12 protein-coding genes are annotated in these 15,082 nt (G+C 51.2%); 4 read left to right on the forward strand and 8 right to left on the reverse strand.

Annotated features, from left to right (window positions below; genetic code table 11):
- Positions 1-44: 44 nt before the first annotated feature.
- Entirely contained in the window at positions 45-1,091 is a 1,047-nt protein-coding gene (locus tag L2Y54_RS01450) for a rod shape-determining protein (protein ID WP_202718604.1), read from the reverse strand.
- Positions 1,092-1,337: 246 nt separating this feature from the next.
- Here L2Y54_RS01450 and hslO point away from each other — a divergent pair, with 246 nt between their 5' ends.
- The 3 genes from hslO to L2Y54_RS01465 are packed head-to-tail and all read left to right on the forward strand — an operon-like array spanning position 1,338 to position 3,586.
- Positions 1,338-2,201: an Hsp33 family molecular chaperone HslO gene (hslO, locus tag L2Y54_RS01455; protein WP_236499404.1), complete on the forward strand. Its 864-nt coding sequence runs from the start codon at positions 1,338-1,340 to the stop codon at positions 2,199-2,201.
- Positions 2,202-2,240: 39 nt separating this feature from the next.
- The gene (locus L2Y54_RS01460) at positions 2,241-2,825 is read left to right on the forward strand and encodes an NAD(P)H-dependent oxidoreductase (RefSeq protein ID WP_236499406.1); all 585 of its coding nucleotides are present in this window, start codon (positions 2,241-2,243) and stop codon (positions 2,823-2,825) included.
- Positions 2,819-3,586 (forward strand): alpha/beta fold hydrolase, encoded by a 768-nt coding sequence (locus tag L2Y54_RS01465; RefSeq protein ID WP_236499408.1) that lies wholly within the window; start codon positions 2,819-2,821, stop codon positions 3,584-3,586. The genes L2Y54_RS01460 and L2Y54_RS01465 overlap by 7 nt, the downstream gene beginning before the upstream one ends.
- Here the strand turns inward: L2Y54_RS01465 and L2Y54_RS01470 are convergent.
- The 7 genes from L2Y54_RS01470 to L2Y54_RS01500 form a co-directional block, all read right to left on the reverse strand.
- Positions 3,583-4,536, reverse strand: coding sequence for a hypothetical protein (locus L2Y54_RS01470; protein WP_236499409.1), 954 nt, complete (start codon positions 4,534-4,536; stop codon positions 3,583-3,585). The two genes, L2Y54_RS01465 and L2Y54_RS01470, sit on opposite strands and share 4 nt — an antisense overlap.
- Positions 4,537-4,630: 94 nt before the next feature.
- Entirely contained in the window at positions 4,631-5,617 is a 987-nt protein-coding gene (locus tag L2Y54_RS01475; protein WP_236499411.1) for a hypothetical protein, read from the reverse strand.
- A 166-nt stretch (positions 5,618-5,783) separates the two neighbouring features.
- Positions 5,784-6,563 (reverse strand): BPSS1780 family membrane protein, encoded by a 780-nt coding sequence (locus tag L2Y54_RS01480; protein ID WP_236499413.1) that lies wholly within the window; start codon positions 6,561-6,563, stop codon positions 5,784-5,786.
- A 48-nt stretch (positions 6,564-6,611) separates the two neighbouring features.
- Positions 6,612-6,899: an Asp-tRNA(Asn)/Glu-tRNA(Gln) amidotransferase subunit GatC gene (gene gatC, locus L2Y54_RS01485; RefSeq protein ID WP_236499415.1), complete on the reverse strand. Its 288-nt coding sequence runs from the start codon at positions 6,897-6,899 to the stop codon at positions 6,612-6,614.
- A 2-nt stretch (positions 6,900-6,901) separates the two neighbouring features.
- Positions 6,902-8,332, reverse strand: a complete 1,431-nt coding sequence (gene gatB, locus L2Y54_RS01490; RefSeq protein WP_236499416.1) for an Asp-tRNA(Asn)/Glu-tRNA(Gln) amidotransferase subunit GatB — start codon at positions 8,330-8,332, stop codon at positions 6,902-6,904.
- A gap of 12 nt (positions 8,333-8,344) precedes the next feature.
- Positions 8,345-9,823 carry an Asp-tRNA(Asn)/Glu-tRNA(Gln) amidotransferase subunit GatA gene (gene gatA / locus L2Y54_RS01495; protein ID WP_236499418.1) on the reverse strand — a complete coding sequence of 493 codons (1,479 nt, stop codon included), beginning with the start codon at positions 9,821-9,823 and terminating at the stop codon, positions 8,345-8,347.
- An 82-nt stretch (positions 9,824-9,905) separates the two neighbouring features.
- Positions 9,906-13,550, reverse strand: coding sequence for a DUF11 domain-containing protein (locus L2Y54_RS01500; RefSeq protein WP_236499419.1), 3,645 nt, complete (start codon positions 13,548-13,550; stop codon positions 9,906-9,908).
- Between the two features lie 216 nt (positions 13,551-13,766).
- Between L2Y54_RS01500 and L2Y54_RS01505 the strand changes: the two genes are divergently transcribed.
- A complete protein-coding gene (locus L2Y54_RS01505) occupies positions 13,767-14,900 on the forward strand; it encodes an MltA domain-containing protein (protein WP_236499420.1) in 1,134 nt (377 codons plus the stop codon).
- Positions 14,901-15,082 lie beyond the last annotated feature (182 nt).

The raw sequence follows: 15,082 nt of genomic DNA on the forward strand, positions 1-15,082 counted from the left end.
CGTTAATGGTCGCCTCCGCTGCTGCTTGTCATTCAGCTTGCTGATCAGTCGGTAGCGAGGAAGTTAACGCCTTCTTCTTCCATGATTTCCAGAATCTTGCCGCCACCACGCGCCACGCAAGTCAGCGGATCATCAGCAATCACCACTGGGATTCCGGTTTCTTCCATCAACAAACGATCCAAATCGCGCAATAACGCCCCACCACCCGTTAGGACGATACCACGGTCGGCAACGTCAGCAGCCAATTCTGGCGGGGTTTGTTCCAAAGCCGTTTTCACCGCACTGACAATACCAAACAGCGGTTCCTGCAACGCTTCGAGGATTTCATTGCTGGTCAGGGTGAAACTGCGGGGTACGCCTTCTGACAGGTTACGTCCCTTCACTTCGATTTCCAGCAATTCCTTGCCGGGGTAAGCCGAACCGATTTCGCATTTAATCCGCTCAGCCGTCGCCTCACCGATTAACATGCCGTAATTGCGACGCACATAACTGATGATCGCATCATCCAACCGATCACCACCGATACGTACTGATGCCGAGTAAACGATACCACGCAGTGACATAATCGCCACTTCAGACGTACCGCCGCCGATGTCCAATACCATCGAGCCAATCGCCTCATCGACCGGAATGCCTGCACCAATCGCTGCCGCCATCGGCTCTTCGATCAGGTAAACCTTACGCGCACCAGCACCCAGAGCGGAATCTTTAATCGCACGGCGTTCCACTTGGGTTGCGCCACACGGCACACAAATTACCACACGTGGGCTAGGGCGCAAAATACGACCCGCGTCCACTTTGCGGATAAAGTGCTGCAACATTTTTTCAGTGTAGGTAAAGTCGGCAATCACGCCGTCTTTCATCGGTCGAATTGCGGTGATATTCTCAGGGGTGCGCCCCAACATTTTCTTGGCTTCCGTTCCCACGGCTTCGATCGACTTGGGACCACCCGGACCACGGTCTTGACGGATAGCAACGACAGAAGGCTCATCCAGTACGATGCCTTTGCCACGCATATAAATCAGGGTATTGGCGGTGCCTAGGTCGATGGAAATATCATTGGAAAATAAACCTGATAAGGCTTTGAACATAATCTAATCAATCCGGCTTAAAGCTAAATAAAGGGAGTACTTGAACACATCCTGTGTGACTGTCGTTTTTCCGCGAACAGGCTAACCTCTGGGCAGCCCCCAAAATAATTCGCTAAATGTAACAACCGCCATCACTTTGGGCAAGCCAACTTGTGTGATAAGTTCACGTTCCGGCTAAAATGGGTGCTTTTTAGCAGATTAAGCCGCATTTAGAAAGCAATTCTCGCTGTGTGAGGTTCAGAAAATATGTCAGCAGACACATTACGACGTTTTATGCTCGAACAAGCGCATGTGCGCGGTGAATGGTTACACCTTAATCAAACCTGGCAGGAAATTTTAGCACGGGCAGATTACCCTGCTTTTGTGAAAACCATTCTGGGCGAAGCCGTGACCGCCGCCGTGTTATTAGCCGCCACCATTAAACACGACGGCTCCCTCACCTTACAGATTCGCGGCGATGGTCCGATCCATTTGCTGGTCATTCAAGCCACTGCACAAGGCACAGTACGCGGATTGGCACAGTGGAGCCGCGAAGCCACCGGCACACGTTTGCCCGATCTGTTCGGTGAAGCCCAATTAGCGATTACCTTGGAATCTCACCAAAACAACGAGCGCTACCAAAGCCTGATTCCCTTGGAAGGTGATTCCTTAAGTGTGGCATTGGAGGCGTATTTTGAACGTTCCGAACAATTACCGACACGCTTGTGGTTAACCTCAGATGACAAGAGCGCCGCCGGTATTTTGCTGCAACGCCTGCCGCAAGCGGAACACCATGCGGATGATTGGCAACGCGCTTCGGTCTTGCTGGACACCCTGACCCGCGACGAACTGACTCAGCTTGAACCGGAAGCCCTGCTCTACCGCCTGTTTCATGAAGAAGACGTGCGTTTATTTGACGCCAAAGCCATTGGCTTTCACTGCACCTGTAGCCGTGAACGGGTGGAAACCATGGTGCGCTCCTTGGGGCAGACCGAAGCCACCGCCATTATTGAAGCGCAGGGAAAAATTGAGATCATTTGTGAGTTTTGCAATGCAAACTATACACTTGACGCTATTGATACGGGGCTATTATTCACGGCAGCCATGCCAGCGAATGATACCCTACACTAACCAAATTCTAATGAATCCTAAATTTACCAGGAAACACTCATGCGCGTTCTGATCGTTTACGCTCACCCCAACCCCAGCAGCTTCAATCATGCCATGCTGGATTATTGCCAACGCGGCTTGCAGGAAGGGGGACACGAAGTGCGGGTCAAAGACCTGTATGCGGAAGATTTCGACCCGGTATTACGCGCCACCGACTTGGCAGTCCTGCAAACCGGTGTTATCCCCGCCAAAATCAGCCATGAGCAACAAGACCTGTTGTGGGCCGATGGCTTGGTGTTTATTTACCCACTGTGGTGGTTTGACCGCCCTGCCATCTTGAAAGGCTGGTTTGACCACGTATTAACCAATGGCACAGCATTTGAATATTCACAGGAAGGCGTGAAAGGCTTGCTGCAACACCAGCGGGCGCTGGTCTTAATCACGGCGGGCGGCACTGAAGACTATTTCCGCCAAACGGATGCCGAACACCTGATCTACCGTCCGGTCACGGATGGCACACTCGCGTTCTGTGGGATTAAAGATGTGCGTCACAGCATTTATTACAATGTCCCCTCACTCAGTGCCGAGGAGCGCACGGTCATTTTGGAAAGCATTGCTAAGATGGGGCGTGAATTCGCGTGTTAAATTATCGCTTAATGGGAACGTTAAACAGCACCCCGCCACTGGTAGTATTGCATGGCTTACTAGGGTCGCTGGATAACTGGCAAACCTTTGCACGCGGGCAAACCACCCAACGGGCGGTGTTAGCGATGGATTTGCGCAATCACGGCGATTCACCGCACCTTGAAGGCATGTCCTACCGGCAAATGGGTGCGGATGTGGTGGAAGTGCTGGATGCCTTAGGCATTCCACGCTGCGATCTGATGGGGCATTCAATGGGAGGCAAGGTCGCCATGACGCTGGCACTGCAACACCCGGAACGGGTACAGCGCCTGCTGGTAGTGGATATTGCGCCCAAAGCCTACCCACCCCGTCATCAAGCCCTGCTGCAAGCCATGTCGACTCTGCCACTTGCCACGCTCACCAGCCGCAAACAAGCCGATGAATGGTTAAGCAGCACCGTCAAACACCCGTTCGAGCGCGGTTTCTTGCTAAAAAATCTGGGGCGACATACCGATGGTAGCTTCTTCTGGCAATGCAACCTGCCGGAAATTGCCAAACACTATCTGAAAATATCGGGATTCCCCCCACCGGAAAACGTCTTCACCCAAGCGGCACTGTTTGTGCGCGGCGGGCAATCGGATTATGTACAAGACACCGATCTTGACACTATCCGGCAAGCGTTTCCGCAAGCAGCACTCACCACGATTGACGCAGCCGGGCATTTGCCGCATGTGCAAACACCCGCCGAGTTCAGCGATACCGTGAATGCCTTTCTGGACTAGACCAGCATCCGGCGATAGGTATTCACGCGGTTAGACCAGCCTGCCAGCCATTTCCGCTCGTTATTGGCAGGTGGGGAATTGCGTACCCGGCGATCCAATACCCGCATGGCAGCATCTGCAAACTCGTGCAATGCCTGTTCACCGGGGCGGGACGGGCGCATTTCCTCCAATACCTGCAACAAGCCCCAGTTTTGACCGTTATAACCACCACTGCGATTCAAACCTTCACCCTTGAAGTTGGTGTAGTCGATCAGCGCATACCAGCCACCCGGTGTATTCGCCACTGCATTCAGGTTATTTACGACATGTGGGCGCAACTGATCGGGGGTTTTCGTCACCAGCTTTGGCATGGCGCGGCGGGTACGATCCACGATGAACTGCACTTGTAATAAACGGGTTTGGTACAAGAAGTTTTGCAACTCCTGTACTTGTGGCGTGTGTTTAGCCTGCATCAATTCGGCTTTAGTGCGCCAAGGGGCTTCACGTGGTACCCAAGCTGGAACTTGCACCCCGCGTGATTGCATATAACTCAGCAATTCCGGGAAGGTACTGCCAAAGCGTGCATGACGGTCTGCCGGATACCAAGTGAAATGCCCGATGCCCATTGAGGCAAAATTTTCACCATCATTCCAATGCACTAAATTGCCGACATCACCGCCGCCTTCATTTTTGAAAATCTGATCACCAATGACCTGCAACTCCACCGGGGATAATTCCGGCATCCCATTACTCGCCGTTTGCGGTGGACGAGAAATATTTTGAGACGAATAATGCGAAGTATTTTGCGCAGCCGGATTATGCATAACAAAGGTGTTGCGTGCAGAATCGGTGGTATTGGTGTGAGGCGCAACACCGGCATTGGGTCCGCGCACGGCTTGAGAACTGGGGCTGCAAGCTGATAATCCCACGCTAGCAATAGCAGCCAAGGCCATAATGGCTTTTGCTTTCATCTATCAATCCCTCTTATTTTTATGTATTTTTATGGGACTATAAAGTAAATTTACTCGTCGTGTTAGATTACCCGACGAGCGTTACAAGCGGTAGTTAAACGCTGGCGTAACGGTAGGTATTGATCCGTTTTGACCAACCTGCCAACCAACGCCCCTCATTACGGGCAGGTGGCGAATTGCGAACCCGGCGCTCTAAAACGCGGTTGGCAGCATCCGCAAACAAATGCAGTGCCTGTTGCCCCGGTTGGCTGGGCTGCATGTCTTCCAGCACTTGCAACAAGCCCCAGTTCTGCCCTTTATAACCGCCGGAAGTGTTCAAACCTTCACCTTTGAAATTGACGTAATCCACCAAGACATACCAACCACCGGGGGTATTCGCAATCGCATTCAGATTTTGCGCCACCCGTGCGCGTGAGTGCGGCGGGGCAGCATTCACTAACTTCGGCATGGCACGACGGGTACGCTCCACAATATACGCCGCTTGTAACAAACGGGTTTGGTACAACAAATCTTGCAACTCACGCACTTGTCCGGTTTGCTTGGCACGCATCAACTCGGCTTTAGTCCGCCAAGGTGCGCCTTGATAACGCGCTTGCTGCACCCAAGCAGGCAATTGCACCCCGTTGGATTGCAAATGCCCCAATAAATCCGGGAACGTATTACCGAAACGTGCTGCACGCCCAGCGGGATACCAAGTGAAATGCCCCAAACCCATTGACGCAAAATTTTCACCATCATTCCAATGCACTAACTTGTCAGGGTCGCCCCCACTTTCATTTTTGAAAATGTGATCAGCAATCAGCAATAACTCCTGACCGGATAAAGTTGGCATCCCGGATACCGCAGCCCCAACGGCAGGTCGATAAGAATGACCCTGCATCGCCACTTGCCGGTTATGACCATGCTGTGGATATTGCGCTTGTTTAGTCACCGTCTGCTTTTTAGCAACCGTCGGCTTATTGTAACCAAACAGCAAATCGTCACTGTCATCGTCCTTAGCCGTATGGATAGTTTGGCTGCACCCTGACGTGCCGATGGCGACCGCAAGTGCAAAAAGTGTTCCCCACGCTCGAATGCGCATGTCCTAAGCCCCTCGTGTAAGCAGCATCTTGGTTTTGAATAATTGCCGCCTATTAATAGACCAGAACAACTTTACCAATCCTTAATAAGTAAAATTAATGAATAAAAAGCATAAAAAACCCGCACAACGGCGGGTTTCTTAAAAAAACACCTCATGCTATCCAGCATTATTTGAGGAAAATCTGCCGGTAAGAAACATACATACTTGCAAATATCCAAGGCACTACCACCAGCAACCCTAATAACAGCGGAATAACACCCAAAATCAGCAACAGCAGCAATAACAATGAGTACACAATCAACGCCAATGGGTTACGCAAACACGCCTTAAAGCTCATGCTCAGCGCCTGAAACACCGGAACATTATTCAACGCCACCAGTTGCGTCGCAAACCAGAACAACATCATCACCAATAGCAACAAAATCACCCCAACCGCGATCAAACCGGTGTTGACACCGCTCAGCAAGTCTTCCGGCCTGCTCAGCTCACCTTGCATGAGATCCATATTCATGCCAACAAATGCGCCGCCAATAATAATCCCGAACAGAATAAAGATACCCAGCGTCAACGCCCCCAAACCTAACAAGGGCGCGAAGTTTTCTTTAAATCCTGCAAACAAATGCTCGAAACGTAAGGCATCACCCGCAGTAATAGCCCTAACCCCCATCAAAATACCACCCGTCAACACCGGTCCAATCAAACTGGAAACAATATCACCCACCACAGGGACAATACCCAGCACGAACTGAATCGCAAACAGCGCCAGCGTGATCAATACCCAGACAACGAGGTTACTTTTCACCAATGCCCAACTATCGGCAAGCCAGCTTAGACCAGCACCCGCAGACAGTGCCCGTGGCTCGGCTAACAAGGTCAGATTACCGACCGGTACTGGCGGTGGCTTCACATCTGCCTGTGGTGGCTGATATGGGTTATTATCGTTCATAAAGAACCGCTCCTAATTGTTATGATGAATAATTGGCTGAATACTAGCCTACTCAATGACCTTGGGTACGAGGTACAGACCATTTTCCACTTCTGGGGCAACAGACTGGTATTTTTCCCGATGATCGGTTTCTGTCACCACGTCATCACGCAAGCGTTGCATCATATCCAGCGGATGTGCCATCGGCTCCACACCCGTGGTATCCACCGCACTCAACTGATCCACTAAATCGAGGATATTGCACAGATTTTGGGTATACGCTGCCAAACGCTCATCCGGCACTGCCAGACGCGCCAAACGCGCCACTTTTTTCACTTCAACTTCACTAATCGCCATGCTCAGCCCTCCAGCTTCTGCTTCAGAATATCGTTCAAGGTATTAGGGTTGGCCTTGCCTTTGGAAGCCTTCATCGCTTGCCCCACAAAGAAGCCGAACAGCTTATCCTTACCACTGCGGTATTCCGCCACCTGCCCCGGATTATTGGCAATGATTTCATCAATCACCGCTTCAATCGCACTGGTATCGGTGATCTGCTTCAAGCCTTTCTTGTCGATGATCGCATCGGCTGAACCTTCGCCGTTCCACATTGCCGCGAATACATCCCGCGCAATTTTATTGGAAACGGTATTGTCCTGAATGCGCTTGAGCAATTCGATCAACGCCGCACTGCTCACTGGAACAGCAGCAATCTCCATCTCATTGTCTGCCAACGTTTTGCTGACTTCGCCATTCACCCAGTTCGCCGCAAGCTTCGCATCCCCGCAACCTTGCGCGACTGCCTCGAAATAATCCGCCACTTCACGGCTGAGTGTCAGCAAGCTGGCGTCGTAGTCAGTCAGCGCGTATTCCGCCATGAAACGCTGCTTTTTCGCATCCGGCAATTCCGGCATCGTGGCGCGTACTGCTTCAATATCCGCTGGGGTGATTTCCACCGGCAGCAAATCGGGGTCGGGGAAGTAACGGTAGTCGTTAGCGTCTTCCTTGCTGCGCATCGAACGGGTTTCGTCCTTGTCCGGGTCGTACAGGCGGGTTTCCTGCACCACTTTGCCACCGGATTCGATAATGTCGATCTGACGTTCTACTTCGTGGTTAATAGCGCGTTCGATGAACTTAAACGAGTTCAAGTTCTTGATTTCGGCGCGTGTACCGAATTCTGCACCGGGGCGACGCACCGACACGTTGGCATCGCAACGGAACGAACCTTCTTGCATATTGCCATCGCCTACACCGAGGTAGCGCACCAATGCGTGCAGCTTTTTCATGTAAGCCACGGCTTCTTTGGCGTTGCGCATATCCGGCTCAGAAACGATTTCCAGCAACGGCGTACCTGCACGGTTTAAGTCAATCCCGGTTTGCCCTTGGAAATCTTCGTGCAGCGATTTGCCTGCATCTTCTTCCAAATGGGCGCGGGTAATGCCAATGCGCTTGGTTTCACCGTTTTCCAGTTGAATGTCCATGTGACCTAAGCCAACGATGGGCAACTCATACTGGCTGATCTGATAGCCTTTCGGCGAATCGGGGTAGAAGTAATTTTTACGCGCAAAAATCGAACGCGGCGCAATCTCGGCATCAATCGCCAAGCCTAAGCGAATCGCCAATTCCACCGCTTTTTTGTTGAGCACGGGCAAAACACCCGGCATCCCCAAATCAACCAGATTGGCTTGCGTGTTCGGCTCTGCGCCGTAAGCGGTCGATGAACCCGAAAAAATCTTTGAATTGGTGGCAAGCTGGGCGTGAATTTCCAGACCAATAACGGTTTCCCATTCCATGCGCTGTCCTCCTTACGCGAACTGGGCTGGCACTTGGGTGTGCCAGTCCGTCCATTGTTGGTACTGATGCGCAATGTTCAACATCCGCGCTTCCTCAAAATAATTGCCGACTAATTGCATCCCGACCGGCAAACCGTCCGCCGCAAAGCCGATGGGGAACGTCATCCCCGGCAACCCTGCCAAACTGACCGGAATGGTGTACAAATCTTCGAGGTACATCGCAATCGGGTCATCTTTTTTCGCGCCGATACCGAAGGCGGTGGTCGGGCAAGAAGGCCCCATGATCACATCCACATCCTTGAATGCGGATTCAAAATCCTGTTTAATCAACCGACGAACCTGCTGAGCTTTCAGATAATAGGCATCATAATACCCTGCTGACAGTGCGTAAGTGCCGATCATAATGCGGCGTTTGACCTCATCGCCGAAGCCTTCCCAGCGGCTGCGTTCATACAAATCCATCAAGTCTTTAGGATTGTCGCAACGATGCCCGAAACGTACCCCGTCAAAACGCGACAGATTCGAGGAACATTCCGCCGGAGCAACCACGTAATACACGGGTACGGCAAGGTGGCTATTCGGCAGGGTCACTTCCTTAATGATCGCGCCCTTAGCTTGGAATTCTTTAATGGCACGGTCGATGACTGCACCAACTTGCGCATCCAGCCCTTCCGCGAAGAATTCTTTCGGCAATCCAATCCGCAAACCTTCCAGCGAACCATTGAGGTTGGCGGTGTAATCCGGCACCGGCAAATCAACGCTAGTAGAATCGCGGCTATCCAAGCCCGCAATAATATTCATCGTAATCGCGCAATCTTCCGCCGACGGAGCCATCGGCCCACACTGATCAAGGCTGGAAGCAAACGCAATCATCCCGTAACGCGAAATCCGCCCGTAGGTCGGTTTAATGCCCGTGATATTGCAGAACGAAGCTGGTTGGCGAATCGAACCACCCGTATCCGTCCCCAACGTCATCGGCGCAAGCCGTGCCGCAATCGTTGCCGCGCCACCGCCAGAGCTGCCGCCCGGAACTTTAGTGGTATCCCACGGATTACGGACATTGCCAAACGCCGAGGTTTCATTGGAAGACCCCATTGCAAATTCATCCATATTGTTCTTGCCGAGCAAGACACCGCCAGCCGCTTTGAGCTTTGCCGCCACATGCGCGTCATACGGCGAGATGAAATTCGACAGCATATTGGAGGCGCAGGTGGTACGCACGCCTTCCGAACAGAACAAATCTTTGAGCGCATACGGCACACCCGCCATTGCACCCGTGAGTTCGCCCTTGCGGATACGGTTGTCGATGTCCACGGCTTGCGCTTGGGCAGACTCGCGGGTCACGGTAATGTAGGCGTTCAATTCAGGGTTGAAGCGTTCGATGCGATCAAGATACGCATCCGTCGCTTCCATGACAGAAAATTTGCCCGTATGCACCCCGTCGTGAATGCCCTTCAAGGACAGGGTATGGATGGAATCAGCCTGCGACATGGTTTCTCCGTTATTGCCGGGGTAATTTTAACGTCTTACTATAGTGTAAGCCGCTTGCCGCTGGCAACCTGCGCAACACTGCTCAGATAGGGGATTCCCCGCGAATAATATAATTGCCACTGGTACTGGTATTTCCCGGATGGATCAAAATATTACCCAGCATGACATTGACATCATTATTTGGCCCAGTGTAAAGCGTAGTGCCATCCATATTGAAATCCGTGGAATAATAGCCTGGCAGCTTAAATGACGCATTTACCTGAGTATTTTCGGGAGCCACTAAAATAGCACCTAATAACACACTATTATCACTACCTGGACCACTCGAAATAACCGTATTACTATTATTCGCATCCCCCGCCCACATGAACGCGCCGTTACTATTTTCCAAACGTGCGAGGCTACGGCCATACACCGGCGTGGTACGCGCAGTAAAATCGACTACTGCTGGTATTGCCTGCTTAATCATAACCGGCGTTTCGGTCGTGACTGCTAAATGGTTACGGTGACGCACCATAATGTAGTAAAGACCATCTTCCGCATTAAAAATAGGTAACAGTTTAGAGCCGGTGGTGGCATCCACAATATCACCGTCACGTTGCAACAAACCCGCTGCCACCGCGACGCGCTTACCGGGGTCAAACAAATGGCGTAATTCCACTAAAACCCAATCCACAGGGGCATCCCCACCGGTTGCTGCCAATACAGCCGCAGATGCCGTTTCCTTACCCTTGTAATCAAATGGCGACACGACACCTGAAGAAGATGCATAGCCAAACGCTGTTTTTAACTCCCCATAAGGTTGTAAATGTGGCATTAACCCCAAACGGTGCAAATCCCCGCGCATCATTTTACTAGTCGAATCATAAGCACCCTGCAACCACACCCGCAGGCTCACATGGACGGACGATACATCGTCGAGATTCGTCACCGTTACCGTGATACTTTGGGTCGCGCTCATGCCACCAGCATCCTTCACCGTTACCACAACACGATAAACATTGTCTTGGTCGACATCTTTAGGCGCTTCAAAATCCGGGGCAGCCATGAATTCCAACATTCCGGTTGCAGCATTTATCTTGAATAAGGCAGCATCCGCACCGCCGCTAATGCTATACGTCAGGGCATCACCATTCGGATCATTAGCGGTCACGACGGTAACTAGCGTTTTATTTTCTTCCACATCCTGAGAGACATTCGCGATACCACTATAGCTAGTAATGACAGGAGGAAGGTTTTCCAAGACATCCGCGACCACTAGGTTTATGGTTTGTGACACATGTTGTGAGCCGTCGCTCGCAGTCACTGTCACCACATAAATATTGTCTTTATTGCTATCGTGCGGTTTTTCATAATCAGGGGCTACGATAAAACTGAGCGTGCCACCACTGCTGATCTGGAATAATACGGCATCCGCCCCTCCGCTAATACTGTAGGTAATCGGATCGCCATCGGCATCAGTAGCCGTCACAATCGTCGCCACCTTTTGATTTTCTTCCATGCTTAACGTAGCACTAGCGCCACCACCATCACTAATAATCTTCGGCGGGGCGTTTTCCACCGCATCCGTTACGGTGACGAAGAGCAATTGCGTGGTTTCAAACACCCCATCCGTCGCAATCACGGTTAAAATATAAATATTATCCTGATTAGCATCTTTAGGAGCTTCATAATCCGGGAGTTTAATGAAGGCCAATTTGCCGCTATTGGTATTAATCTGGAACAAACCATCATCTGCCCCTGTGGCTAAACGGTAGGTAATGGTATCGCCATCAACATCCGTTGCCACCACGGTCGTCACCGCCTGCTGGTTTTCTGGCACGCTGATGTTTGCTGTCGCACCACCACCATTGCTGGTAATGACCGGCGGCTTGCCTTCCTGCACGTTGAGAATTTGTACGCGGATAAGTTGTGTATCGGTTAACTCACCATCGCTGACCCGGACTTCCACTTCATAGCTATTGTCACGGTTGGCATCGTGCGGTTTTTCATAATCGGGGGCGTTGATAAAACTCAACCTACCGGTACTAAGGGTAATTTTGAATAACGCGGCATCCGCACCGCCCGCAATGTCAAAGGTTAAATAGTCGCCATCCGAGTCAGTCGCCGTTACTTTGGTCACGGCAGTCAGGTTTTCATCCAAACTAACAGTGGCCGTCGTGCCACCACCGTTACTGGTAATTTGTGGTGCAGCATTTTCCGCCCCATCCAACACTTGCACTGTTAAGGTCTGGGTATCCGTTAAACTGCCATCACTAGCCGTCACCACCACCTCATACTTATTGTTTTTATCCACATCAATGGGGAATTCATAGTCGGGTGGTGAGATAAACGCTAGCGTCCCCGTCACCGCATTCAAGGTAAAACGCGCCGCATCCGTACCACTCAGGCTATAGTTAATCGCGCTGCCTTCCGAGTCGGTTGCTTTCACGGTTGTGACCGCAGTTTGCCCTTCAGGAATGGATACTGTTGCGGTGGCATTCCCACCATTACTGGTAATGACTGGCGGCTGATTCGCGGGCTTATCCACCGGAGACAACACCAGACTGGCGGTATCATCTTCATTCGGCTTACTACGGCGGTTAAACGGTGTCGAATCGGGGTCTTCGTTGAACGCAAAGGTAATTTCCCCATCGACACGGTAACTGCTCGCTGTCCCTACCCGCGCACGGATTTTCAGGGTTTTAGCACCACTGGCAGCAATAGCATCCGCATTCCACACGCCGGTACTAGGGTTATAACGCCCAGCAGAATCGTCGCTCACCCACGTCAAACCGGCTGGCCATTCCAGCCCCACCTCCACCAAACTGGTAGGAATAGGCGTTGCATTTTTGAGGGTGTATGTAATTTCCACCTCACTATTCCAAGCGGGTGCGGTTGTACTCGCGGTTGCCTGCAAGGAAAGGTCAACAGGCGTGGAGTTAGTGCTGGTTAACCACTTAAAAAATGCCCCGGAATCATAAGCCGGGTCGCCAGCATCTGCTAACGCCAGCTTGACACGGTAACGTTGCCCCGGTGTCAAACCGCCCAAAGACGCGGTGATGGGGCGCGTGTAACCATCCAACTGCGTTGCAGTGCTCCCTCCGCCATTACCATTGTCCACAAAGTACGTAATATTATTCAGATTACAAGCCGCCCCATTGGCATTCGCACCAGGTTTGCCGCCGTTAACATTATTGACTGCGATTGCATCACCCGTGTCCGGCAGAAACGCCGCATTCTGCGTTCCTGACAATCCAGGACCGGAAACAAACAAACCAAAGGCATCGTTGAAACTGCTACAGACGTACTCTGGGTATTCCTCTGAACCAAACGCGAACACGAAGTTAACCCTATCCCCCGACGGGGTGATGTCAAACTCAATGATAGCGGGATCATATTTAGCATTCGGGCTGATTTTGCCAAGATCGGGGTCGAGGTACTGCACCTTGGTATTGTGTGAAAACGCTGCCCCATTGTTTGGTGCTTGAATACTACCCAGATTCCCCGTATTCAGGAAAACCCCCGTACCCACTCCCCAAACATCAGCACCGCCACTAAAAATGCCGTATTGTTGGGAGACACCACGTGTAATGGAAAGATTGTTCACCGCCAAACCGGGGCCGTCCAGCAGATTCGTCATGTCTACCGTACTAGCATTGGCATTATAGGTAGGAGCAGCCTGCGTAAATGTGCCATACGAAAGCATCAGCAGGATGCCCAATGACGTCAGTCGATTGTGCTTCATAGTTTCATAGCCCCAGCGCTCTTATCTTTATTGTTCATTAAGCTCTTTTTGATACGCAGCTTATGAAACGAATCATAACCAATAAACAAAATTAATTCTATAGAGCATTCCACTTATCCGAATGTACCGTTCACGCCTTCACGCCTGCCTTGGCTAGTCGCATAATGCTGACAACCCCAACCTACCCCATAACCATAATAAAATAAGGGTGTTTACATGTTTTCACGTCGTCTAGCGACCACCATTCTCATGAGCACGCTTACCAGTGCGGCTACGCCAACGTATGCCAACTCACCTATTTGGGAGTCTTGGTCACAACCACAGCCGCAACGTGGTGAATTCGCACCCAGCCGCGCAGGCATCTTGCAACCACGGCTGCAATTAGCGAGCTATTCCCAGCCGACTATTGCTGCTAACCCTGTTCAAGCTGGGTTACATGATCTTGCCCTCTCACTGGAAGGCAAAAGCCTGTGGGAACGCCAAGCCCCATTAGGCAGCAATATCGCCACCAAAACCCTGCTGGAAACCATTGAGCAGTTACGCTATTGGCGCGGGGATTTGTTCCCGGCAACACTCGGTCAGCAATTTGAACTAAGACCGCTAACGAACTGGCAAGGACAAGCAGGGCATTTTACCGGTTACTACACCCCCATTTTAGAAGGCAGCCGCACCCGTACCGCGCAATTCAGAATACCCGTATACGGTATGCCCAAGGGCAAGATGAGCCGTGTAAGCCATGCAGAAATTGCCAACGGCGCTTTAGCAAACAAAGGCTTAGAGATAGCATGGATAGCAGACCCCTACATGCTTTACATCGCGCAAGTACAAGGTTCCGCCAAAATCCACTTTACCGATGGCAGTGTCAGCACCCTGGATTATGCTGGCAATAACGGCAAAGACTTCATACCCGTATCAGCTTATCTAGAAGCCAAACGCTACAATATCGGCAGCCAATCGCACGAGAATGTTGGGCGTTGGTTGCGTGAGCGCCCAGACATTATGCGTGAAGCGCTGTTAAGCAATCCGCGTTATATCTTTTTTCATGAAACCAAAGGTTTACCACAAACCGCTTCGGGAACATCGGTCATACCCGGTCATACTGTCGCGGTAGACAGCCGCTATATTCCACACGGCTCGGTTTTACTGGCAGAATTGCCGCGCGTGAACAATCAAGGGCAAAAAGTAAACGGCACGGAATGGCGACTCCTGTTTGCACAAGACCACGGTCGGGCGATTCAAGGCAATGGGCGTTTCGACTTGTACACGGGGGTTGGCAATAGCGCAGAATCTGCCGCGTATGCAATATCAGGGATGCACAGAGCATTCTTACTGGTGCGAAAATCTGGCTAAAAACCCATGGAAACCCCTGTATTCTAAGTTTCTGATGAAACTGGCTTTGCGTGACAATAACGGAAAAATCGTGCAACATAAGTGGCAATTATTGCTAGCAACCGACCGTAGATCAGATGACAGGGGCGTTATCAGGATCGATATTAATTTTTTCACGGGTTGAACTGTACGAGCAATTTTGA

The organism is Thiothrix winogradskyi, assembly GCF_021650935.1.
GTDB lineage: Bacteria > Pseudomonadota > Gammaproteobacteria > Thiotrichales > Thiotrichaceae > Thiothrix > Thiothrix winogradskyi.